Consider the following 21348-nt stretch of genomic DNA (forward strand, 5'->3'; position numbering starts at 1 on the left):
GGACCCCGCTTGTTCCATGACCGCAGGCCGGTCCTTAGTCTGACCCTGACAAGAGCATTGCGGGGCAACGTGAATCAGATGCAGGGCCTGCTCATCGCGGGCCGCTACCGGATCGCCGACACCATCGGCAGCGGCGGCATGGGCCGGGTGTGGCGCGCCCACGACGAGGTGCTGCACCGGGCGGTCGCCATCAAGGAGTTGACGGCCGCGCTCTACGTCTCCGAGAGCGAGCAGGCCGTCCTGCTGGCCCGCACCCGGGCCGAGGCCCGGGCCGCGGCGCGCATCAACCACTCCGCCGTCGTCACCGTCCACGACGTACTCGAACACGACGGCCGTCCGTGGATCGTCATGGAGCTGGTCGAGGGGCACTCGCTGGCCGACGCGGTCAAGGAACAGGGGCGCATCGAGCCGCGGGAGGCCGCGCGGATCGGGCTGTGGGTGCTGCGCGCGCTGCGCGCCGCGCACGGCGCCGGTGTGCTGCACCGGGACGTCAAGCCGGGCAACGTGCTGATCGGCCGCGACGGCCGGGTCCTCCTCACCGACTTCGGCATCGCGCAGATCGAGGGTGACACGACGATCACCCGGACCGGTGAGGTCGTCGGATCCGTCGACTACCTCGCGCCGGAGCGCGTGCGCGGGCACGACCCCGGGCCGTCCTCCGACCTGTGGGCGCTGGGCGCGACGCTGTACACGGCGGTGGAGGGGCGCTCGCCGTTCCGCCGCACCTCGCCGCTGACCACCATGCAGGCGGTCGTCGAGGACGAGGTCGGCGAGCCGCTGAACGCGGGCCCGCTGGGGCCGGTCATCACCGCACTGCTCCGCAAGGAACCGGCCCAGCGGCCCGGCCCCGAAGAGCTCGAGCAGATGCTCGCCGAGGCGGCGGAGGGGCGGCGGCCGAGCGGGGCACAGGCGTATGTGCAGACGCAGTCGCAGACCGGCGGCGAGACCTGGCTGGACTCCGGAGGCTCGCAGCAGAGACCGTACGGGAGTTCGTACGGCGGCTCGCCGGACGGGGCGTACGGCAGTTCGCCGGCCGGGACATACGGGGGCTCGCAGGCCGGGACGTACGACGGCTCGTACGGCGGGCAGCGGCCCCCGGGCAGCTCCATGTCCCCGCCGACGGCGGTCGCCTCGGCGTCCGCCCCCGCGCCCGTCCAGCCCAAGCGGCGCCGGCTGCGCACGCTCGCGCTCGTCGTCGCCGTGGCCGCGCTGCTCGGCGGCGGCGGGGCCGTCGCCCTGCAGAAGTGGGACTCCGGGCAGCAGCAGGACGACAGCGGCAGCGCGGTCTCGCCGGCCACGTCCAGCTCCTCCTCCCAGGGCGCGACCAAGGCCCCGGACGGCACGATTCCCGCGGGCTGGCAGGAGTACGACGACCCCGTGGGCTTCACGCTGTACCTGCCCGCGGGCTGGAAGCGCTCGGTGTCCATCAAGAAGACGGACGGCCTGGAGCAGATCGACTACTCGCCCGACGGGGGCACGCACCTCGTACGCGTCGCCGTCGACACCTCACCGGACTTCAACAACGCGTACGACCACATGCGCAACCTGGAGGAGCAGCTCAAGGCGAAGCTGGTGGACTTCAAGACGGTGAGCCTGAAGAAGGACGTGTACCGCGATCTGCCGAGCGCCCGCTGGGAGTACACGTGGACCGCGCTGGCGAAGGACGCGAAGGTCCCGGGGCCGTACCGCAGCATCGACGTCGGCTACTTCACCAGCGGCGGTGTCGAGTACGCGATCCTCACGGCCTCACCGGTCGACGACTGGGCCACCACCAGCAAGCAGTTCACCTCCGTCCTCCAGGGCTGGCGAGAGGGCGAAGTCAAGCAGTGAGGGTGCCGGGAGACGAGCCGATCGGTCACGTAATCGGCTGACGGTCGCTGCCGGATTCCGGGGCGGCGGCACACTTGGCCGGTCACCGTCCGGAAGAGATCCGTCCGGCGGGGCATCATGGGGCCATGGGGACCGACGGGGAAGCCGTACGTCTGGTCGCGGGGCGGTATCGCCTGGAAACGCGGCTCGGGCGGGGCGGGATGGGTGTCGTATGGCGGGCGACCGACCAGTTGCTGGGGCGGCAGGTCGCCGTCAAGGAGCTCACTCTCGACGACTCCCTCTCGGACGACGACGCCCGGCTGCGCCGCGACCGCACCCTGCGTGAGGCGCAGGCCGTCGCACAGCTCCACCATCCGCACATCATCGTCGTCCACGACGTGGTGGAGGACGGTGAACGGCCGTACATCGTCATGGAGTTGATCGACGGCGGTTCGCTCGCCGACCGGATCTCGCGCAGCGGGCCCGTGGACGTGGCCGAGGCCGCGCGGATCGGGATCGACCTGCTGAGCGCGTTGCGGACGGCGCACGAGGCGGGGGTGCTGCACCGGGACATCAAGCCGGCGAACGTCCTCGTCGAGGCCGGCACCGGGCGTGTCGTGCTCACCGACTTCGGTATCGCCCAGGTCTCGGGCGCCACCACGCTCACCGAGACCGGTTCCTTCGTCGGCTCGCCCGAGTACACCGCGCCCGAGCGGATGTCCGGCTCCCGTACCGGGCCCGCGTCCGACCTGTGGTCGCTGGGTGCGCTGCTGTGCGCGGCGCTCAGCGGCGAGTCGCCGTTCCGGCGCGACTCGCTCGGCGGGATCCTGCACGCCGTGGTCTCCGACGAGATCCGGCCACCGGCCCAGGCGGAGCCGCTGCTGCCCGTCGTACGAGGGCTGCTGGAGCGGGATCCGGAACGGCGGCTGGGCGCGGCGGAGGCCGAGCGGATGCTGCGCGGGTTCCTGGAGTCGGGGTCCGTCGCGGTCGCCAGTCCGATGGGGAGCGTGGGCGTCGCGTCGTACTCGCCGACCCAGCGGGACGTGCCGCGGCCGCCCGCCGCGGAACCGGCCGTGCCGCCGCGGTACTCGCCCCGCGGGATGCTGGTCGCCGCGCTGCTGGTCGCCGCGATGGCCGGCGCGGGGGTGTCGGCGGCCGCGCTGCTGTTCCACGTGGGCGGGGGCGGCGGTGCCCCCGGTCCCGGCGGTACGACGGCCGTCTCCACGTCGTACACGGCACCCTCGTCCGCCTCGTCCGCCTCGTCCGCCTCGTCCGCCTCGTCCGCCTCGTCCGCCTCGTCCACTCCGTCGACCCCGCCGGCGTCCCCGTCGGCCTCGCCCACCGACTCCCGTACCGCCCCCTCCGGTTACCGGCTCGCGCGGGACCCGGCCGGCTTCTCCCTCGCCGTACCGGAGGACTTCACCCGCGACCCGCAGGGCGAGCGTGTCTTCTACATGTCGCCGGGGCAGACCTTCCGGCTCGGTATCAGGCTCGCCGAGCCGGCGATCGGCGGACCGGGGGCGGTGATGCGCCGGGCGGCGGCCGAGGGGCCGAGCACCAACCCCGGCTACCACGACGGCCGGGTCACCGACACCACCCATGCCGGACACCCCGCCGCCTTCTGGGAGTTCAGCTGGGAGGGCTTCAGCGCGTCGGAGGGGCCCCGGCACACCTACGACCTGTGCTGGGAGGAGGGCGGGCGGATGTACGACGTGTGGGTGTCGGCGCCCGTCGGGAAGGTGCGGGAGGCGCGGGAGTACTTCGATGTCGCGGTCGACACGTTCGCGGCGGGGTGAGGACCGGGACACCGCCCCGCGCCCCTCACGGAGTTCGCTTCACCGCGTCCAGGAGACGCCGGGCGGCGCCGGGGCGGTACGCCGGGCCCTCCAGCCGTAGCACGGCACCGTTGCGAACGACCGCGTACGCGACCGGCGTCGACGCCTTCGGGAGCTTCACCGGGTGCCGCCCGGACGGCAGCTGCAGCCGGGCCGGGAGGCGCAGCTGGACCGCTCCCGCCTCGGGGACCAGCTCCGCCTTCACCGTCACCGTGGACACCGTGACCTTGACGGGAGCCGGGGTGCCGGCCGTCGCCGCGACGTACGGCACGGGGAGCGAAGCCCCCTCCCCGCGCCCGGAGTTCGCCGCCGCGGCCTCCGCCGTGTCCGCCCCCACCGTCCGCTGCCGCTGGTCGATGTCAAGGGCCAGCTGCCCGCTCCCCGTCCAGTACGGCAGCGCCAGCCGCCCGCCGGTCACCGCCGGACCGGCGGCCGGGGCCCCCGCTGTGCCCTCGCCCGTCACCCGGACCATCCGGTCGATGCCCAGCAGCTGCACATACGCCCACACGTCGTGCACCCCGCGCTCCAACGGCCGCCCTCCGGCGAGCCGTTCGGGGTCGAGGCGCAGCCGCCCGGAGGCGACGGGCTGCGAGCGCCCCTCACCGAGGGGCCGCAGCCGTACCTCCAGGTCGCCCTCCGGGTACCACCAGTCCTCGCGGTCCCGGTCCTTGACCACCAGTTCGGCGTAGGCCAGCCGGAACGGATCGCGGACCTCCCAGCCGTCCTCGGTGCCCGGCACCCCGGCCAGCAGCTCCGGGTCGAGCCACTGCCTGCCGTCCCGTTCGACGAGGACCAGCGGCTCGCCGTCGCCGCGCAGCAGGCTCAGGGTCACCTCGGCGACCAGGTGGCCGTCCTCCCAGCGCGGGGCGCCGACCTCGCTGTGCGCCGTGACCGCCCGGACGCGTTCGGCGAGGGCGACGGCTCCGTCGAAGTCGTCGCGTTCGAGGAACTCGGCGCGCAGCCGGGAGACGGCGGGCAGGCCCTCGCGTACGGCCGCCGGGAACTCCGTCCGTGCCAGTTCGCGGGCCGCCTCGAAGCGGGGCCGCTGCTCGGCGGGGTCCTCGCGCAGGATCTCGGGCTCGCGGGTCCGGGAGAGGATCTCGACGTGGTAGAGCCGGTGGAGGAGCCGGTTCTGGAGGGCGTCGAGGTCGTCCGAGGGCCGCGTGCCGTCCTTGATCTGGCGGACGACGGTGCGGACGTTGGGCCAGAAGCCGTGTCTCGCGCTGAACCGGTGCTGGGTGTTGTTGCCGCCGTCGTCCCGCTTCATCCAGTAGTAGCAGGGGTAGTCGGCGAGGATCGCGATCCGCTCGGCCTTGAGGTAGGCGGCGCTGACGAAGAGCAGGTCCTCCAGGATCCACGGCCCCTCGGGGAAGCGCAGGCCGTGCTCCTCGACGAAGGCCCGCCGGAACATCTTGTGCGGCGACATGCTCTGCATGAGCTCGTCGTTCTCGATGGTGCAGGCGTCGACCGTGTGCCGGAAGAGGCGGCGGGGCCGGACCATGGTGCTGGACATCTTGCCGAGCACGACGTCGGCGTCGGTGCGCTTCGCGTGCTCGTACAGCCGCTCCAGGGCCTCGGGGCCGAGCGTGTCGTCGTGGTCGACGAACTGGATGTACTCGCCCTTGGCGTGTCGCATGCCGAGGTTGCGGGGCGCGCCGGGCCAGCCCGAGTTCGGCCGGGTGTGCACCTGGACGTTCGGGTGCGCGGCGGCGATCTTCTCCAGCCGGGACAGTGTGTCGTCCGTCGACCCGTCGTCGACGTAGATGACCTCGTACGCGTCGGCGGGCAGGCTCTGCCCGAGGAGCGACGGGGCGCACTCGTCGACGTACTTCCCGGTGTTGTAGACGGGAACGATCACGCTGACCTTGACTCTTGGCATTCCATCGATTTTACGGGGTTCTCCATTTAGCCGTATTTAGTCTTCTCTTGCGTCGTTCACGGGGTGGTCTTACCCGGCGGGGGCCGGCCGCACGGGCGGGGCCCCGGTTCAAATGCGTTGCCGGAGCCGCGAGTTGCGGTCATCCTCCTCTTGGTCCGGTGTTGACCCGGACTTGTGACGGACTTGAGGGAGAGACCTTGGGCAGGGCGAGACCTTACGTTTTCGGGCGGGCCGCGGTGCTGTGCGCGCTCACGGCACTGACCGTGGGCGCAACAGCCGCCACGGCTGCCACGGCGGTCGCGGCGGACGACCTCGACGCGCCGCAGGCGCCGGTCGTCTCCTCGGCCGAGTATCCGGACGACGGCGACTGGCACGACGGTGTGGGGCGCTACGGGACCTTCACGATCGACTCGGCCTCCGACGACGTCGTGTCCTACCGCTACAACTGGCTCGGCACCTCGACGAAGACCCTCGTCCCGGCGGAGCCCGGCGGCGCGGTCTCGCTGCGCTGGATGCCCGAGCGCGAAGGGGTCGCCTACCTGCAGGTCCAGGCCGTCGACGGGGCGGGGAACGTCAGCCCCCGCACCACGTACTACGTCAACGTCCAGGACGGGCGGCCCGCCGTCGCCCACTGGGATCCGGAGCGGCCGTCCGGCGCGGTCGCCGGCACCGGAGTGACCCTCGGCGCGTCCGGCCCGTCCGGCACGGACGTGGCCTCCGCCGCCGCGCTCGACGGGACCGGCGAGGGGTATCTGAGCCTCGACCCGGCCGCCGACACGAGCGGCACCTTCTCCGTCGACGCCTGGGTACGGCCCGACGCGCTCGACGGCGACAGCACCGCGGTCAGCCGTTCCTCCGCCTTCACCCTCGGCACGGCGGCCGACCCCACGTCCGGGGCCCCGGTCTGGTCCTTCACCGTGCCCACCCGGGACGGCGGCACCGCCCGCGTCACCGGCGGTGCCCCCGAGCGGGGCGAGTGGGCGCACCTCGCCGGGGTGTACGACGCCGAGCAGCGGACCGTACGGCTGTATGTGAACGGCACGTCGGCCGGCACGGCGGAGAACGTCGTGGCGGGCGGCGGTGCGGGGGCGCTGCGGCTCGGCGCCGACGGGACCGGCGGGCACTGGCACGGCCTGCTCACCGACGTGAACGTCTGGGACCGTGTCCTCGTCGCCGGGGAGGCCGGCGACGCGGCCCGGCGCTCGGCCCAGCGCCTCGGCTACTGGGACCTGGACACCGCCGCCGACGGCAGCAGCCCCGCCCACGCGGGCGGTGAGCCGCTGGCCCTCGCCGGGGACGCCGCCATCCACACGGACACCGACGACTGCGCCTGGAACCCCGACTGCACCCCGGCCGCCTACCCCCTGTGGGGAACCGGCGACCTCCTCCTCGACGGGGACGGCGACTACGCGAGCACCCCGACCGCCGTCACCCCGACCGACGCCGGTTTCTCGGTCACCGCGCACGCCCGCGTCGACACCGCCACGGCCGACCACGACATGACCGTGCTGTCCCAGCCCGGCGCCCACGCGAACCTGTTCACGCTGCGCTATGTCGCCTCCTCCCGGACCTGGGAGGCCGTGGTGGCCCACGAGGACCGGGCCGGCGCGCCGACCACCACGGTCAGCGCGCCCGCCGACTGGGCCGCGTCGAGCGACGAGTACCTCGCGCTGGTCTACGACGAGAAGGCCGACGAACTCCGCCTCTACATCGGCGGCGGCTACCCCGCCGCCACGGCGAGCGTCACCGGTGCGGACACCTGGACGCCCACCGGCGCCCTCCAGGTCGGCCGCACCCTCACGCCGGACGGCGGGACCGACCACCTGGCCGGGGCGATCGACGAGGTGCACACCTACGCGGGCGTCCTGACCCCGACCCAGATCGACCAACTCGGCATCGGAGGCGTCGACATCTGATGCCCGCGGGCCCCTTCCACAGGGAGGGGCCCGCGGCCCGTACACCTCTGACCGCGCCGCTTCGACAAGGGCGTGGTGCGCAAGGTACTCATGTGGCATGAGCGAACACGGCGAACAGCCGGTCGAGGAACGTCTGATCGGCGGGCGCTACCGGCTCGCCGACCGCATCGGCTCCGGGCCGACCGGTACCGTGTGGCGCGCCCGTGACGAACACGACGAGCGGGACGTCGCCGTCAAGGAGCCCCGGCTCGCCGGTGATCCGCGGGACGAGGAGCGGCAACGGGCCGCACACCGGTTGCTGCACGAGGCCCGCGCCGCCGCCCGCGTCGACCACCCGGCCGCCGTCGCCATTCACGACGTACTCCTCGAGGACGAACTGCCCTGGATCGTCATGGAGTTGGTGGAGGGGGAGTCCCTGCGCTCCGTCCTCGCCGCCCGTGCGCCGCTGCCGGCTGCCGAGGCAGCTCGGATCGGGCTCGCCGTCCTCGGGGCCCTGCACGCCGCCCACGGTGTCGGGATGGTGCACCGCGACCTCAAGCCGTCCAACGTGCTCCTCGAAGCGGACGGCGGGCGTGTCGTCGTCACCGACTTCGGCATCGGTCACCGGCAACGCGAGCGGGGCGACGCCGACTTCGTCGCTCCGGAGTGCGCCGAGGGGCGCTGTGCCGGGCCCGCGTCCGATCTGTGGTCCCTCGGCGCGTTGCTCCGCGCGGCGACCGGCGGTACCGATGACGACGCCCTCGGCCCGCTCCTCGCGGCGCTCCTCACCGCCGAACCGGAGTCTCGGCCGACGGCCCAGGAAGCCGCCGAGGTGCTCGCGGAGGCCGCCCGGGTGAAGCTGCCGGCGTGGGTGACCGAGCCCCCGGCCCCGGCTCCGGCCCCGGTACCGGCACCCGACCTCACCGCGGTGCCGGCACCCGCGGCGCCCTCCGAACCCCGCCGCCTCACCCCGCTCGCCGCCCTCGGTCTTCTCCTCGCCAGAAAACCGGAACGCGGCTGACCGGCGCTGATCGTCTCCGTCCAACGCCCTGATCAGCACATTCTCTGCCAGTGATCACTGGCGGTGTGTGTGCACTCCGTGAAACCGGGTTACCCACGGGTACCCAAAGGCCCCGCTCCCGAATACCCTGCGGCTCATGACGGACTCGCAGGCCCCGGAGAAGACCGGTACGGACACGACCGGCACGAACCCCCTCGCCCCCGCCCCCGCAGGGGCCCGAACGGCCGCCGACGTGGTCACACCCGAGCTGGTCGCCCAGCTCACCAAGGGCGTCGCCGGCTCCGGTCGTACGGCCAACCACACGCCCTTCACCGGCGAGAAGCTGGCCGACCTGCCCGAGTCCACCCCCGAGGACGTGGCCAAGGCCTACGACGCGGCCCGTGCCGCCCAGGCCGTGTGGGCGAAGGTGCCGGTACGGCAGCGCGCCGCCGTCCTGCTCCGCTTCCACGACCTGATCCTGGCCCGCCAGGCCGAGGTCCTCGACCTCATCCAGCTGGAGACCGGCAAGGCCCGGCTGCACGCCCACGAAGAGGTGCAGGCCGTCGCCGTCGCCTCCCGCCACTACGGCCGCAAGGCCCCCGCCTACCTCCGGCCCAAGCGGCACGCGGGCGCCATGCCCACCCTCACCCGCGTGACCGAACTGCGCCACCCGCGGGGCGTGGTGGGCCAGATCGCCCCCTGGAACTACCCCCTCGAACTCTCCGTCGGGGACGCGCTGCCCGCCTTCGTCGCCGGCAACGCCGTCGTCATGAAGCCGGACACGGAGACCTGCCTGACCGCCCTGTGGGCCCGCGACCTCCTCATCGAGGCCGGTCTCCCCGCCGACGTCTTCCAGGTGGTGCTCGGCGAGGGCCCGGTCGTCGGCCCCGAGGTCGTCAAGCACGCCGACTACGTCTCCTTCACCGGCTCCACCCGCACCGGGCGCGAGGTCGCCCAGGGCGCGGCGGCCCGGCTGGTCGGCGTGTCCCTCGAACTCGGCGGCAAGAACGCCATGCTGGTCCTGGACGACGCCGACATCGAGAAGGCGGCCGCCGGCGCGGTCCGTGCCTGCTTCTCCTCGGCCGGACAGCTCTGCATCTCCATCGAGCGGCTGTACGTCCACGAGTCCATCGCCGACGCCTTCGTCGAGCGGTTCGCCGCCCGCACCAAGGCGATGCGCCTCGGCCGCTCCCTCGCCTACGGCGCCGACATGGGCTCCCTGGTCGGCGAACGGCAGCTGGAGACCGTCAAGCGGCATGTGGAGGAGGCCGTGGAGAAGGGCGCGACCCTCGTCGCCGGCGGCACCGCCCGCCCCGACATCGGCCCCTACTTCTACGAGCCCACGATCCTCGACGGCGTCGAGGACGCGATGGCCGTCTGCACGGAGGAGACCTTCGGCCCCGTCGTCTCCATCTACCGCTTCAAGACGGACGAGGAGGCCGTCGAGCACGCCAACGGCACGCCGTACGGCCTCAACTCCTCGGTCTGGACGAAGAACGGCGGCCGGGGCCGCGCCGTGGCCGCCCGCCTCCGCACCGGCACGGTCAACGTCAACGAGGGCTACGCCCCCGCCTACGGCAGCGTCCAGTCCCCGATGGGCGGCATGAAGGACTCGGGGCTGGGCCGCCGCCACGGCTCCGAGGGCATCCTCAAGTACACCGAGGCCCAGACGGTCGCCCAGCAGCGCCTATTGCCGATGGCCCCCTCACTGGGCATGGACGACGAGAAGTACGCGGCCTTCATGAGCACGAGCCTGAAGGTGATGAAGGCACTGAGGCTGCGCTAGCCGACCCGTTTTCAAGGGCGCCGGGGGAGGAACTGCGCGACCAGCCACCGAGCACCCGCACGCGAAACTCGACGAGGAGCCCCCGTGCCCCAGGACACCTACGATTACGACGTCATAGTCGTCGGCTCCGGCTTCGGCGGCTCGGTGACCGCCCTTCGCCTCACGGAGAAGGGCTACCGCGTCGGCGTCCTGGAGGCGGGCCGCCGCTTCACCCGCGAGTCCCTCCCCAAGAACTCCTGGGACATCAAGAACTACCTCTGGGCCCCGCAGCTCGGCTGCTACGGCATCCAGCGCATCCACCTCCTCGGCAACGTCATGGTCCTGGCGGGCGCAGGCGTCGGCGGCGGCTCGCTCAACTACGCCAACACCCTCTACGTCCCGCCGAAGGCCTTCTTCGACGACCCCCAGTGGCGTGACATCACGGACTGGCAGGAGGAGCTGAAGCCGTACTACGACCAGGCCCAGCGCATGCTCGGCGTACGGCTCAACCCCACCATGACCCCCTCCGACGTCCACCTGAAGGCGGCGGCGGAGAAGATGGGCGTCGGCGACACCTTCCACCTCGCCCCGGTCGGCGTCTTCTTCGGCGACGGCAAGGACGCCGACGGCGAGTCGAAGGCGGCACCCGGCGACCAGGTCACCGACCCCTACTTCGGCGGCGCGGGCCCCGCCCGCAACGCCTGCACCGAGTGCGGCGAGTGCATGACCGGCTGCCGCCACGGCGCGAAGAACACCCTCAACGAGAACTACCTCCACCTCGCCGAGAAGGCGGGCGCGGTGGTGCACCCGATGACGACGGTCGCGTCCGTCACGGACGACTCGCAGGGCGGCTACGCGGTCGCGACCCTGCCCACCGACGACAAGAAGGCGGCGGGCCGGACCTTCAAGGCCCGCCGGGTCGTCATCGCCGCCGGCACGTACGGCACCCAGACCCTGCTGCACCGTATGAGGGCGGGCGGCCAGCTGCCGTACCTCTCCGACCGGCTGGGCGACCTCACCCGCACCAACTCCGAGGCCCTGGTCGGCGCCCAGACCGACAACCGCCGCTACCGCAAGGCCCACGGCACCCCACAGGCCGACTTCACCCGGGGCGTCGCGATCACGTCCTCCATCCACCCGGACGCGAACACGCACATCGAACCGGTCCGCTACGGCAAGGGCTCCAACGCGATGGGCGGCCTGTCGATCCTCCAGGTGCCGTACGCGGAGGGCTCCTCCCGTGTCCTCGGCTGGCTGGCGAACGCGGCCCGCCACCCCCTCCTCGTGCTGCGCTCGCTCTCCAACCGGCGCTGGTCGGAGCGGACCATCATCGGCCTGGTGATGCAGTCGCTGGACAACTCCCTGACGACGTACCTGAAACCGGACGGCGTAGGCAAGGGCCTGCTCACCGCCCGCCAGGGCCACGGCGCCCCCAACCCCAAGCAGATCAAGGCGGCTTCGGAGGCCGCCACCGTGCTCGCCGCCGAGATCAACGGCTTCGCCGGCAGCAACGTCGGCGAGCTGATGGGCACCCCGCTCACCGCCCACTTCCTCGGCGGCTGCCCGATCGGCGACTCACGCGAGACCGGGGTCATCGACCCGTACCACCGGCTGTACGGCCACCCGGGCATCTCGGTGGTCGACGGCGCCGCCGTCTCCGCGAACCTGGGTGTGAACCCGTCCCTCACCATCACCGCGCAGGCCGAGCGCGCGATGTCGTACTGGCCCAACAAGGACGAGCCGGATCCGCGCCCCGCGCAGGGGGCGGCGTACGAGCGCCTCAAGCCGGTCGAGCCCCGCGACCCCGCCGTCCCGCCGGAGGCCTTCGGCGCGCTGCGGCTGCCGTTCCTGGGCATCCCGGCCGTACCCCCGAAGAAGTAGCCGCACATCGAAAAGGGACCTGAGCCCCCCTCCGAGCCCAGGTCCCTCTCCATCGGTGCGCCGCCGCCGTGCTACGCCGGTCGGCGCGACCTTGCCTATGAGTCCGCGCCGGCCTTCCGGCGGCGTACGACGAACACCGCGCCGGCACCGGCCACCACGGCGACCCCGCCGATGAGGCCGATGACCGGGAGCGCCGAGCTGGTGCCGGTCTCGGCGAGGTTGCCGGTCGGCAGGGCGGAGACATCGCCCTGCGGCTTCTTCACGGAGTCCTTGCCGCCGTTGTCGCTCGGCGTGGCCTCGCCCGGGTCGGCGTTGGACGAACCGGCGTCGAGGACCGTGAAGTCGTACTGGGCCCAGCCCTCGGCGATGCAGTCCTGTCCCTCGACCTTGTCGAGGTAGGCGCCCGAGCCGAAGGAGTAGGCGTCACCGGCGGGCGCCTCGGCGTCGATGGAGACGCGCAGGTCGACCGACTTGCTCGCGCCCGACTTCAGCTTCGGCGCGTAGAAGAAGTAGTCACCGGCCCAGTCGTCGCTGCCGATGCGCTCCCAGGAGCCGGTGCCGGGGTTCTTGAACTCCAGGTCGACGTACGGGCTGAGGTACTTCGACTCGTCGAACTCGTAGTTCTCGATCTCGGCGTAGAAGGCGACGCCGTCGACGTCGGCCTTCGACTCGTTCGTCACGACCAGCCTGAAACCGTGGAAGCCGTCGCCCGCGACGATCTTTCCGGGCAGGCCCTTGATGTCGGCGGACACCTTGGCGTCGCCGAAGTCCTCGTCGAGGTCCTCGCAGTAGGGGACGTCCGGGTCGGACGGGTCCTCGCTGGGCTCGGCCGACTCGGAGGGCTCGGCCGAGGCGGACGCGGAGGCACTGGCGCTCGTGGTGTCGCTCGGCGAGGCGGCGGGCGGTGCGGAGGGGGACGCCGGCCCGCTGTCGCTCGGTGAGGCGGAGTCCGACGGGGCAGCCGACGTCGTGTCGCTCGGGATCTCGCTCGGGGCGCTGTCGGACGCGGACGGCGACGCGGAGTCCTCCGCGAACGCGGCCGGCGCGGACAGCAGGGCGAGCGGCGCGAGGGCAGCCGTGGCGGCTGCCGCGGCCATGGCCCGGCGAAGCTTCATGGGGACCCCCGTGCATCAGACGCGGTCGATGGATGTGACCGCTGGTTCCGCTGATGTGACCGGCGAATCCTGTGAATGGTTGCCTCCACATTCACCAGATTCTTATGTGACGGTCGTCACTTCGGCGTGGGGGCGCGGAGTGTGCGCAGGCTCCGGGGCGGCGCGAGGACCGATCGCGACGGCGGGGGTGAACACAGCGGATTCCAAGGTTATTCTCGCCCCCGTCGAACGGCCGAACGAGAGAGTGTCATGTCTGACAGACGGTCCGAGGATTCGTCGGGGGACGAGCCGTCGTCCTCCTCCATACCCGACGAGGTGTGGGAGCAGTTCATCCGCGACTCCGAGCGGGACATCCGCAAGTCCGCTCCCAAGGAGCCCTCCGCCCGGGCCCGTGAGGTGGCCCAGCGGCTCAAGCGGGAGAAGGGGGAGCCCGAGGGGTGGCGGACCGGGCCCGCCTGGCAGGAGACGAACGGGCGGGCCGCCCGGCGCCGGAAGGCATGGGCGCTCATCGGGGTGCCGCTGGCGATCGCCGTGGCCGTCGTGGCGATGCGGCCCTCGCTGATCCCCGGCGATCCCTTCGGTTCGTCCTCCGGTACGGACCGCGCCACCTCGCCGCTGCCCGCCGAGACCGCCGCCCCGACCGCGCCGCCCTCCGCGGTCGCCGCCGGAACCCCCACCCTCGCCCACCCGTTCGCCGGATCCCCGGCGCTGCGCTGGGCCGACGGCGCGGCCGGCATCGTGCTGCCGAAGGCCACCGCGCTCGGTCCGATCCCGAAGGACCGGGTGGAACTGGCGCTCCAGCAGACCAAGAAGCTGCTGGTCGAAGCCAACCTGGACCCCGAGGTCGTGGTCGGCGCCCACCCGGACGCCGCGCTCTCGGTGCTCGACCCGAAGCAGCCCGGTCTGCTCGACGAGCTCAACACCGCGCTGCGCAGCCCGAGCAAGACCCACGATCCGCTCTCCCTCTTCAGCCGGTTCGACCCGGAGCACCTGAAGCTGGCGGGCAAGGTCATCAAGATCCGCGGCCGGATCACCTTCGCGAAGGGCAAGTTCGAGGGGGTGGCCGTGCACGCGGACTACACCTTCGTCTACCCGCTCGTCCGCAACGACGGCTCCACCGAGGTCGCCCGCACCATCGTGCGCCGCGTCATCGACACCGAACTCCCCGACCCCACGCACTACCAGGTCACCCCCGGCAAGCTGACTCTGGTGAGCTACAACGAGGACGCCGGCAACTCGGCCTGCGACATCAACGACGGCTACTTCCACCCGCAGTTCTCGTCCCAGGCCCCGACGGGCAGCGCCTCCCCGACCGGCCCCGCGGTCGACCCGTACGACCGCAGCCGCGCCCTCGGCAAGGGGCAGGAGGGCTGCGGCTCGGTGAGCCGTACGTAGGTGCGGGCAGGCGAAGGGCCCCGCGGGACGGAGCCGCGGGGCCCTTCTTTCGTCAGCACCGACGTCAGGGCAGCGTCGGTGCCTGGGAGCGGCGCCGGGGGGTTGCGCCGCTGGTCTCTGCGCCCTGTACCACCGTCCGTGCCCCGGGTCGGCGCCCCGGCGCGCTCGGGGCGTACGGCAGGTCTCGACCTTTGGCGGACGGTCGGCACACGGCAATACCGTTGCCTGAACTGGGACTTGGGAGCTCCGAAGGCCTTGGGAGCCTTCTACGCATCGTGCTGGATGTACGCGGCCTCCGCAACCGTTTGACCCAGCCCTTGTGCATTTTTGCGATTTTCCGCCGGTCGGCCCCGGGCGTCCCCGGAGCCGACCGTCTCTTGGGTGACCGGGCTGCTGTCCCCTGCCGTCCGGTCACTTGACTGGAACGAGGTCCCACGACGCACAGCACGTTCCGTACGCCTCATCGCCCCAGTGAGCCACGCGTGGTTCTTTCGGGCCCGCCCCTGGCTGACACGGACACCCCACCAACGAAGCGGTTCGCGTGCCGGTCACGCGCCGTACGGGTGAGAAGGACCCCGAACTCAGATCCGCCCGACTCAGATACGACGACTCAGATCCGACCGCGGCAGAGCTCCAGGAGCGTCATGGCGAGGGCGGTGCCGGGCTTGCCGAGCGCCTCGCTGTAGTGGCCGATGATCTCCATCTCCCGGGACAGGTTCACGCGCCGGCCGCCGGAGGCGATCCGGGCCTCCTGGACGACGGCGGAGACGGCCATCCGTTCCTGGATCAGACCGATGATCCGGTCGTCGAGCGCGTCGATGCGCTCCCGCGCACCGGTGATCACATCGGCGGCCTCGGGGGTACGGGCACCGGTCATGTCGGGGCTCCTCGTCTGAAGGGGGTGCCCCGGAGCGACAGGATGATCCGGAGAAACACCAGGCGCCCCGGACCTTGTCGGCCCGGGGCGCCTGGGGAAGTCGCTTGTCAGTAGCTCAAGCAGCACGACCATGGCAGCCGGTGGGCCGGTTGCCATAGGTAAAGAGGAAGGTCGTCTGCGTAAGCATGAAGGCGAGTATGCCACAGGTCCCCCCGGGGGTCTGGCGGCGGAGCCTCCCGCACACGACACGGTGTCCCGCGCCCACCCCGTTAGAATCGGTAGACACAGCCCCCCGCCCGACCCGCCGGAAGGCACCCCGTGTCATCAGCGACTCCCGCTGCCGCCGCTCCCGACACCGTCCTGGTCGTCGACTTCGGCGCGCAGTACGCCCAGCTCATCGCCCGTCGCGTTCGCGAGGCCCGGGTCTACAGCGAGATCGTGCCCAGCACCATGCCGGTCGCCGAGATGCTCGCCAAGAACCCGGCGGCGATCATCCTCTCCGGCGGCCCCTCGTCCGTGTACGAGGAGGGCGCCCCCCGCCTGGATCGCGAGCTCTTCGAGGCCGGCGTCCCCGTCTTCGGCATGTGCTACGGCTTCCAGCTGATGGCACAGGTCCTCGGCGGCACCGTCGACAACACCGGCGCCCGCGAGTACGGCCGTACCGACCTGCATGTCTCCAGGACGGCGTCCACCCTCTTCGAGGGCACCCCGGGTGAGCAGCACGTGTGGATGTCGCACGGCGACGCCTGCTCCGCCGCCCCCGAGGGCTTCGCCGTGACCGCGTCCACGGACGTCGTCCCGGTCGCCGCCTTCGAGAACGACGAGAAGAAGCTCTACGGCGTCCAGTACCACCCCGAGGTCATGCACTCCACGCACGGCCAGCAGGTCCTGGAGCACTTCCTGTACCGGGGTGCGGGCCTGCAGCCGAACTGGACCACCGGCAACGTCATCGAGGAGCAGGTCGCCGCGATCCGCGAGCAGGTCGGCGACAGGCGCGCGATCTGCGGGCTGTCCGGCGGTGTGGACTCCGCGGTGGCCGCGGCCCTCGTCGGCCGCGCCATCGGTGACCAGCTGACCTGCGTCTACGTCGACCACGGTCTGATGCGCAAGGGCGAGACCGAGCAGGTCGAGAAGGACTTCGTGGCCGCGACCGGCGTCAAGCTGGTCGTGGTCGACGCCGAGGCCCGCTTCCTCGACGCGCTCGCCGGTGTCTCCGACCCGGAGCAGAAGCGGAAGATCATCGGCCGCGAGTTCATCCGCGTCTTCGAGCAGGCCCAGGCCGAGATCATCGCGGACGAGGGCCCGGCGGTCGAGTTCCTGGTCCAGGGCACCCTGTACCCGGACGTCGTCGAGTCCGGCGGCGGCACCGGCACCGCGAACATCAAGTCGCACCACAACGTCGGCGGCCTGCCGGAAGACCTCGAATTCCAGCTCATCGAGCCGCTCCGCAAGCTTTTCAAGGACGAGGTCCGCATGGTCGGCCAGGAGCTCGGCCTGCCGGAGGAGATCGTCCAGCGCCAGCCGTTCCCCGGCCCCGGGCTCGGCATCCGGATCGTCGGCGAGGTCACCAAGGAGCGTCTGGACCTGCTCCGCGACGCCGACGCGATCGCCCGCGAGGAGCTGACCGCCGCCGGTCTCGACCGCGACATCTGGCAGTGCCCGGTGGTCCTGCTCGCGGACGTCCGCAGCGTCGGCGTCCAGGGCGACGGCCGCACCTACGGCCACCCGATCGTCCTGCGGCCGGTCTCCTCCGAGGACGCCATGACGGCCGACTGGTCCCGGCTGCCGTACGACGTCCTCGCGAAGATCTCCACCCGGATCACCAACGAGGTCCGCGACGTCAACCGGGTCGTCCTCGACGTCACCTCGAAGCCGCCGGGCACCATCGAGTGGGAGTAGGCCCCGCTGCTCCGCTGCCCGGGTTCAGGTGCGCTTGACCATGCGCACCGGTTCACCGGGCCGCCAGGCCTCGACGACCAGATAGGTGTCGTCCTCGACGTAGGTCCGTACGACCTCCGTCAGCTCGGTACGGAAGAGGTGGAACGGCCCCTCGGGCGGTGCCACCTCTTTCGCGTACGCCCCCTTCACCGCCGTGTCCGTCACCTCGTACGCCCGGCCGCTGATCCGTACGTCCCCGGTGCCGCCCATCGCGGTGCCCTCCCCGGGGTTGGCCTGGAGCGCGAACCTCGGGTCCCGCAGCAGGTCCAGGGCCTTCACCGAGTCCGGCATCATGCCGAACCGGAGCTCGCCGTCCAGGAACTGGACCTCCAGCCCCGAGGTGCGCGGGGAGCCGTCCTTGCGGAGCGTGGCGAGGATGTGGTGGCGGTGGGCGGCGAAGCGCTCCTGTGCGGTGTGCGCCAGCTCGGGCGCGGCGGCGGCGAAGGCCGCCCAGGCGGCACCGGCTGTTCCGGTCGCATGGGTTGTGCGTGTCATACGAGCCAGTCTGGTGCCGATACCCGACATCTTCTGTCGTGATTTGCTCGCGCGCGTCATCTTTACAGAACAGCTCTGTTTTCCTGCACTGACCGGCGGTAACTTCCGCCCGTAACACACACCCAGTGCAGGAGGACCTATGCACGGGCCGACTCCGCCCCTGCCGCTGCCCACCGATCAGCTCCAGTTCGCGATGCCGCCGATGTACGACTCGCTCGACGACGAGCGTCGGCATCGCAAGGAGCGGCTCGCGGGCGCGCTGCGGATCTTCGGCCGGACCGGACTCGAGGACGGGGTGTCCGGGCACATCAGCGCCCGCGACCCCGAATACTCCAACTGTTTCTGGGTCAACCCGTTCGGCATGCCGTTCAAGCACGTCACCGTGAGCGACCTGGTCCTGGCCAACCAGGACGGCCAGGTGATCGAGGGCCGCTACCACGTCAACCAGGCCGCCTTCACCGTGCACGTCCAGGTGCACGCGGCCCGCCCGGACGTCGTCGCCGTCGCCCACTGTCACTCCGTGCACGGCCGCGCCCTGTCGGCCCTCGGCGACCTGCTCGACCCGATCAGCCAGGAGAGCTGCGCCTTCTACGAGGACCACGCCCTCTACGACGCCTACACCGGCGTCGCCGTCGACGCCGAGGAGGGCCGCCGGATCGCGAACGCCCTCGGCTCCCGCAAGGCGCTGGTGCTGCGCAACCACGGGCTGCTGACCGTCGGCGACTCGGTGGACGCGGCCGCCTGGTGGTTCCTGTCCCTGGAGAAGTCCGCGCAGGTCCAGCTGATCGCGAAGGCCGCCGGCCGCCCGCTCCTGATCGACCACAAACTCGCCGTGGCCACCCGTGAACAGCTCGGCGGCGACCTGGTGGCCTGGATCAACTACCAGCCCCTGTGGCAGGACATCAGCCGCAGCGAACCCGACCTGCTCAGCTGACCCCCGGCTCAGAAGCTCCGCAGCACGGCCGCCTTCGTCGTCGCGAACTCCTCGTCCGTGAGCACCCCGTCCCGGTGCAGCTCGCCCAACTCCCGCAGCCTGCGCAGCAGCACGTCGTGGTGGTCGGCCGACTGGCGCGGCACGGTCGCCGTGGCCCGGTCCCGGTCGGTGTACTCCGTGCCCGGCCGGGTCGACGGATGCGGCAGCCGCGCCGTGACCGCCGCCGCGACCAGCGCCGTCAGCAGATCGCGGCGGACGCTGCCCCACAGGTCGAGGGCGTACGGGTCGCGCTCCGCCGGCAGCTTCGAGAACACCGTCTCCCGGGTCACGAACCGCAGGAAGCCGTCCTCGTAGCCGGAGTTGGGCAGCCACTCCACCTGCACCAGCTCGCCGACGCCGATGATCCGCGGCCCGGTCGCCCGCTTCACCCGGTCCGAGGTGTCGGCCCAGTCGATGCGCACCTGCGTACCGTCGAAGGACACCGTGCCGTCCGAGGACCGCACCGACACCGGCACCGGCGGCCCCGGCAGCAGATACGCCTTCGTCGGCTCCGTGGGGATCTGGTCCAGCAGCAGCGACTGCCGGATCTCCTCCGCGACGTACTCGGCCACCCCGGACCGGTCCGCGTCCACCGTCAGCCGGTACGGATCCGCCGCCTCCGGCAGCCGTCCGCCCGTCGCCTGCAGCAACGGATCCGCGCCCTCGCGCAGCCGCATCCTGAGCCGCCCCCGCTTGCGCTCCGGCTCGTACACCACCCCCGACACCGCCTCCAGCGGTACGGCGATCTCCCCGTACGTCTGCCGGAACAGCGGTACGGAGCGGTGGCGTCCCGGCGTGATCCGGACCGTGCTGCCGTCGAAGGCCCAGGTCCCGTCCCGCTGGATGATCTCGGCCATGGAGAAATTCTCGCAGCCGGGTCAACACGGTGGCCGCAGCATTCACCCGTCGGGACCAACCTGCTGAACGCGAACGGGGTGGCGTAGGGCACAATTCGCTCTCGACACAGGGGAGTTGCACGGCGTCGTCGGGCCCGGGGAGAACCGGTCCGCGGTCGTGCCTCGGGGCGTGGGGAAGGCGGGCGTCGGGCGTGGCCGTGCAGGAGGCGAGGCAGGGCACCGGTTCGGGTGTCCACGGGGGCGGGTGCGCCTGCGGGGACTGTCCGCACGGGGCACGTGAGGGGCACCGGCGGGCGGTCGCCGAATTCCTCCTCAAACGCGACGAGTTCGCGGCCGGGGCGGAGCTGCCCGCGGCGGTGGCCCACTCGGCCTCCGCCTCCCGCCAGTGGGTCTCCGAGGAACTGAGCCAGTCCGCCGAGGTCGTCGCCGAACGCGGCCGCGCCGAGGGCGAGGCCTGGCTCGCCCGCCTCTGGCTGCGCACCGCGTACACCGTCTGGGGAGCCGTCCTGGTCCTGCTTCTCACCCAGACCGCCACCGCGATCGGCGCGGGCTGGACCAGCGCCCGCACCGCCGGACTGCTCGCCGCCCTGACCGTGGCCCTCGCGCTCACCGCCGCCTCCTGGTTCCACCGCTCGCGCGGCGGGGTGCTCGCCCCTGTCATCGGCGAGGACAACCGCATGTCCACCTCCCGCACCGTCGCCGCCTCCTGGGTCCTCTTCGTCGCCTACGCCGTCCTCGTCCTGGCCGGCCGTCTGGCCGCGGCCTCCTCTCACGCCGAACGCGACTCCCTCATCTCCGGCCTCGACCTCGCCCGCGGCGCCGGTGTGGTCACCGTCCTGGCCGTGGTCAGCGGTATCGCCGTCCTGGTGCGCCGGGTGGTCGGGCTGCGCATCCTCGGCCAGCGCCTGCAGAAAGTGCGCGCCCACCGCCCGCGCGCGGCCGACCTGCTCACCGACGACTCCGGCCGGGGCACCTTCGCCGACATCCAGTACGTCGTGATCAGCGCCGTCGCCCTCGTCTTCGCCGCCGTACGGCTCGCCCGCCGCCCCGACCAGCTTCCCGACCTGCCCTGGGGCCTCGCGACGGTGGTCCTGATCTCCGCCGCGACCTACCTCGCCGGCAAGTACGCCGACGGCGGCCGCCCCGTGATCCTCTCCGTCGTCCGCGCCCGCGAGCCCGGCGACCTGGACGCCCCGATCCGCACCGGCGACGACATCGAGATCCGCGGCACCGGCTTCGTCCCGCCCGGCGCCCAGGCCGCCGACCGCCTCTCCCGCATGGTCGTCCGCGTCGGCGCCGTCAACGTCCATGTCCCCCTGGTCCCCGTCACCGGCGGCTTCAGCAACCCCACGGACAGCCTCCTCACCGTCCCCGTCCCCGCCGACGTGGAACCCGGCTGGGTGGAGGTCCAGGTGGTGACGGCGGCGGGCGTGGCCACCAACCGGTGCGTGGTCGAGGTGACCGACTGAGGGCCGAGCCCGGCCGGGCCCACATCTGACCCTCCGCACCCTCCTTCCTCAGCCGTGCCCGGCAGCGAAGATCCGGCCGAAATTCGGAAAAACGTCCGGGAGGGGGTTGAGCCGGGGCCGGTTGCCGTACGTATGGTCTGTTGAGGGGCCTGGGCACAGCGGCGA

15 protein-coding genes are annotated in these 21348 nt (G+C 72.1%); 10 read left to right on the top strand and 5 right to left on the bottom strand.

Annotated features, from left to right (window positions below):
• The first annotated feature begins 78 nt into the window (after positions 1-78).
• The gene (locus tag AB0D85_RS01545) at positions 79-1830 is read left to right on the top strand and encodes a serine/threonine-protein kinase (RefSeq protein WP_362312261.1); all 1752 of its coding nucleotides are present in this window, start codon (positions 79-81) and stop codon (positions 1828-1830) included.
• A gap of 125 nt (positions 1831-1955) precedes the next feature.
• Positions 1956-3605 carry a serine/threonine-protein kinase gene (locus tag AB0D85_RS01550; RefSeq protein WP_362312263.1) on the top strand — a complete coding sequence of 550 codons (1650 nt, stop codon included), beginning with the start codon at positions 1956-1958 and terminating at the stop codon, positions 3603-3605.
• Between the two features lie 25 nt (positions 3606-3630).
• On the opposite strand, the gene AB0D85_RS01555 is transcribed toward AB0D85_RS01550, so the two are convergent.
• A complete protein-coding gene (locus AB0D85_RS01555) occupies positions 3631-5523 on the bottom strand; it encodes a glycosyltransferase family A protein (protein WP_362312265.1) in 1893 nt (630 codons plus the stop codon).
• Positions 5524-5720: 197 nt separating this feature from the next.
• Between AB0D85_RS01555 and AB0D85_RS01560 the strand changes: the two genes are divergently transcribed.
• From AB0D85_RS01560 to AB0D85_RS01575, 4 genes are all read left to right on the top strand, one after another.
• Positions 5721-7439, top strand: a complete 1719-nt coding sequence (locus tag AB0D85_RS01560; RefSeq protein ID WP_362312267.1) for a LamG domain-containing protein — start codon at positions 5721-5723, stop codon at positions 7437-7439.
• Positions 7440-7536: 97 nt separating this feature from the next.
• The gene (locus AB0D85_RS01565) at positions 7537-8439 is read left to right on the top strand and encodes a serine/threonine-protein kinase (protein ID WP_362312269.1); all 903 of its coding nucleotides are present in this window, start codon (positions 7537-7539) and stop codon (positions 8437-8439) included.
• A gap of 136 nt (positions 8440-8575) precedes the next feature.
• Positions 8576-10204, top strand: coding sequence for a succinic semialdehyde dehydrogenase (locus AB0D85_RS01570; RefSeq protein WP_362312271.1), 1629 nt, complete (start codon positions 8576-8578; stop codon positions 10202-10204).
• A gap of 84 nt (positions 10205-10288) precedes the next feature.
• On the top strand, positions 10289-12064 hold the full coding sequence (locus AB0D85_RS01575; protein WP_362312273.1) for a GMC family oxidoreductase: 1776 nt from the start codon (positions 10289-10291) through the stop codon (positions 12062-12064).
• 95 nt (positions 12065-12159) lie between these two features.
• On the opposite strand, the gene AB0D85_RS01580 is transcribed toward AB0D85_RS01575, so the two are convergent.
• Entirely contained in the window at positions 12160-13179 is a 1020-nt protein-coding gene (locus AB0D85_RS01580) for an LAETG motif-containing sortase-dependent surface protein (protein ID WP_362312276.1), read from the bottom strand.
• Positions 13180-13428: 249 nt separating this feature from the next.
• On the opposite strand from AB0D85_RS01580, the gene AB0D85_RS01585 reads away from it, so the two are divergent.
• On the top strand, positions 13429-14574 hold the full coding sequence (locus AB0D85_RS01585; protein ID WP_362312278.1) for a hypothetical protein: 1146 nt from the start codon (positions 13429-13431) through the stop codon (positions 14572-14574).
• 610 nt (positions 14575-15184) lie between these two features.
• Here the strand turns inward: AB0D85_RS01585 and AB0D85_RS01590 are convergent.
• On the bottom strand, positions 15185-15451 hold the full coding sequence (locus AB0D85_RS01590; protein WP_362312280.1) for a chorismate mutase: 267 nt from the start codon (positions 15449-15451) through the stop codon (positions 15185-15187).
• 318 nt (positions 15452-15769) lie between these two features.
• On the opposite strand from AB0D85_RS01590, the gene guaA reads away from it, so the two are divergent.
• Positions 15770-17350: a glutamine-hydrolyzing GMP synthase gene (guaA, locus tag AB0D85_RS01595; protein WP_362312282.1), complete on the top strand. Its 1581-nt coding sequence runs from the start codon at positions 15770-15772 to the stop codon at positions 17348-17350.
• A 24-nt stretch (positions 17351-17374) separates the two neighbouring features.
• Here guaA and AB0D85_RS01600 read toward each other — a convergent pair whose 3' ends face one another.
• Positions 17375-17884 carry a pyridoxamine 5'-phosphate oxidase family protein gene (locus AB0D85_RS01600; RefSeq protein WP_362312284.1) on the bottom strand — a complete coding sequence of 170 codons (510 nt, stop codon included), beginning with the start codon at positions 17882-17884 and terminating at the stop codon, positions 17375-17377.
• A 139-nt stretch (positions 17885-18023) separates the two neighbouring features.
• Here AB0D85_RS01600 and AB0D85_RS01605 point away from each other — a divergent pair, with 139 nt between their 5' ends.
• Positions 18024-18818, top strand: a complete 795-nt coding sequence (locus AB0D85_RS01605; protein ID WP_362312286.1) for a class II aldolase/adducin family protein — start codon at positions 18024-18026, stop codon at positions 18816-18818.
• A gap of 8 nt (positions 18819-18826) precedes the next feature.
• Here AB0D85_RS01605 and AB0D85_RS01610 read toward each other — a convergent pair whose 3' ends face one another.
• Positions 18827-19714, bottom strand: coding sequence for a DUF4429 domain-containing protein (locus AB0D85_RS01610; protein WP_362312288.1), 888 nt, complete (start codon positions 19712-19714; stop codon positions 18827-18829).
• Between the two features lie 191 nt (positions 19715-19905).
• Here AB0D85_RS01610 and AB0D85_RS01615 point away from each other — a divergent pair, with 191 nt between their 5' ends.
• Entirely contained in the window at positions 19906-21183 is a 1278-nt protein-coding gene (locus AB0D85_RS01615) for a hypothetical protein (RefSeq protein WP_362312290.1), read from the top strand.
• Positions 21184-21348 lie beyond the last annotated feature (165 nt).

It is taken from the genome of Streptomyces sp. NPDC048277, from assembly GCF_040652235.1.
Lineage (GTDB): Bacteria > Actinomycetota > Actinomycetes > Streptomycetales > Streptomycetaceae > Streptomyces.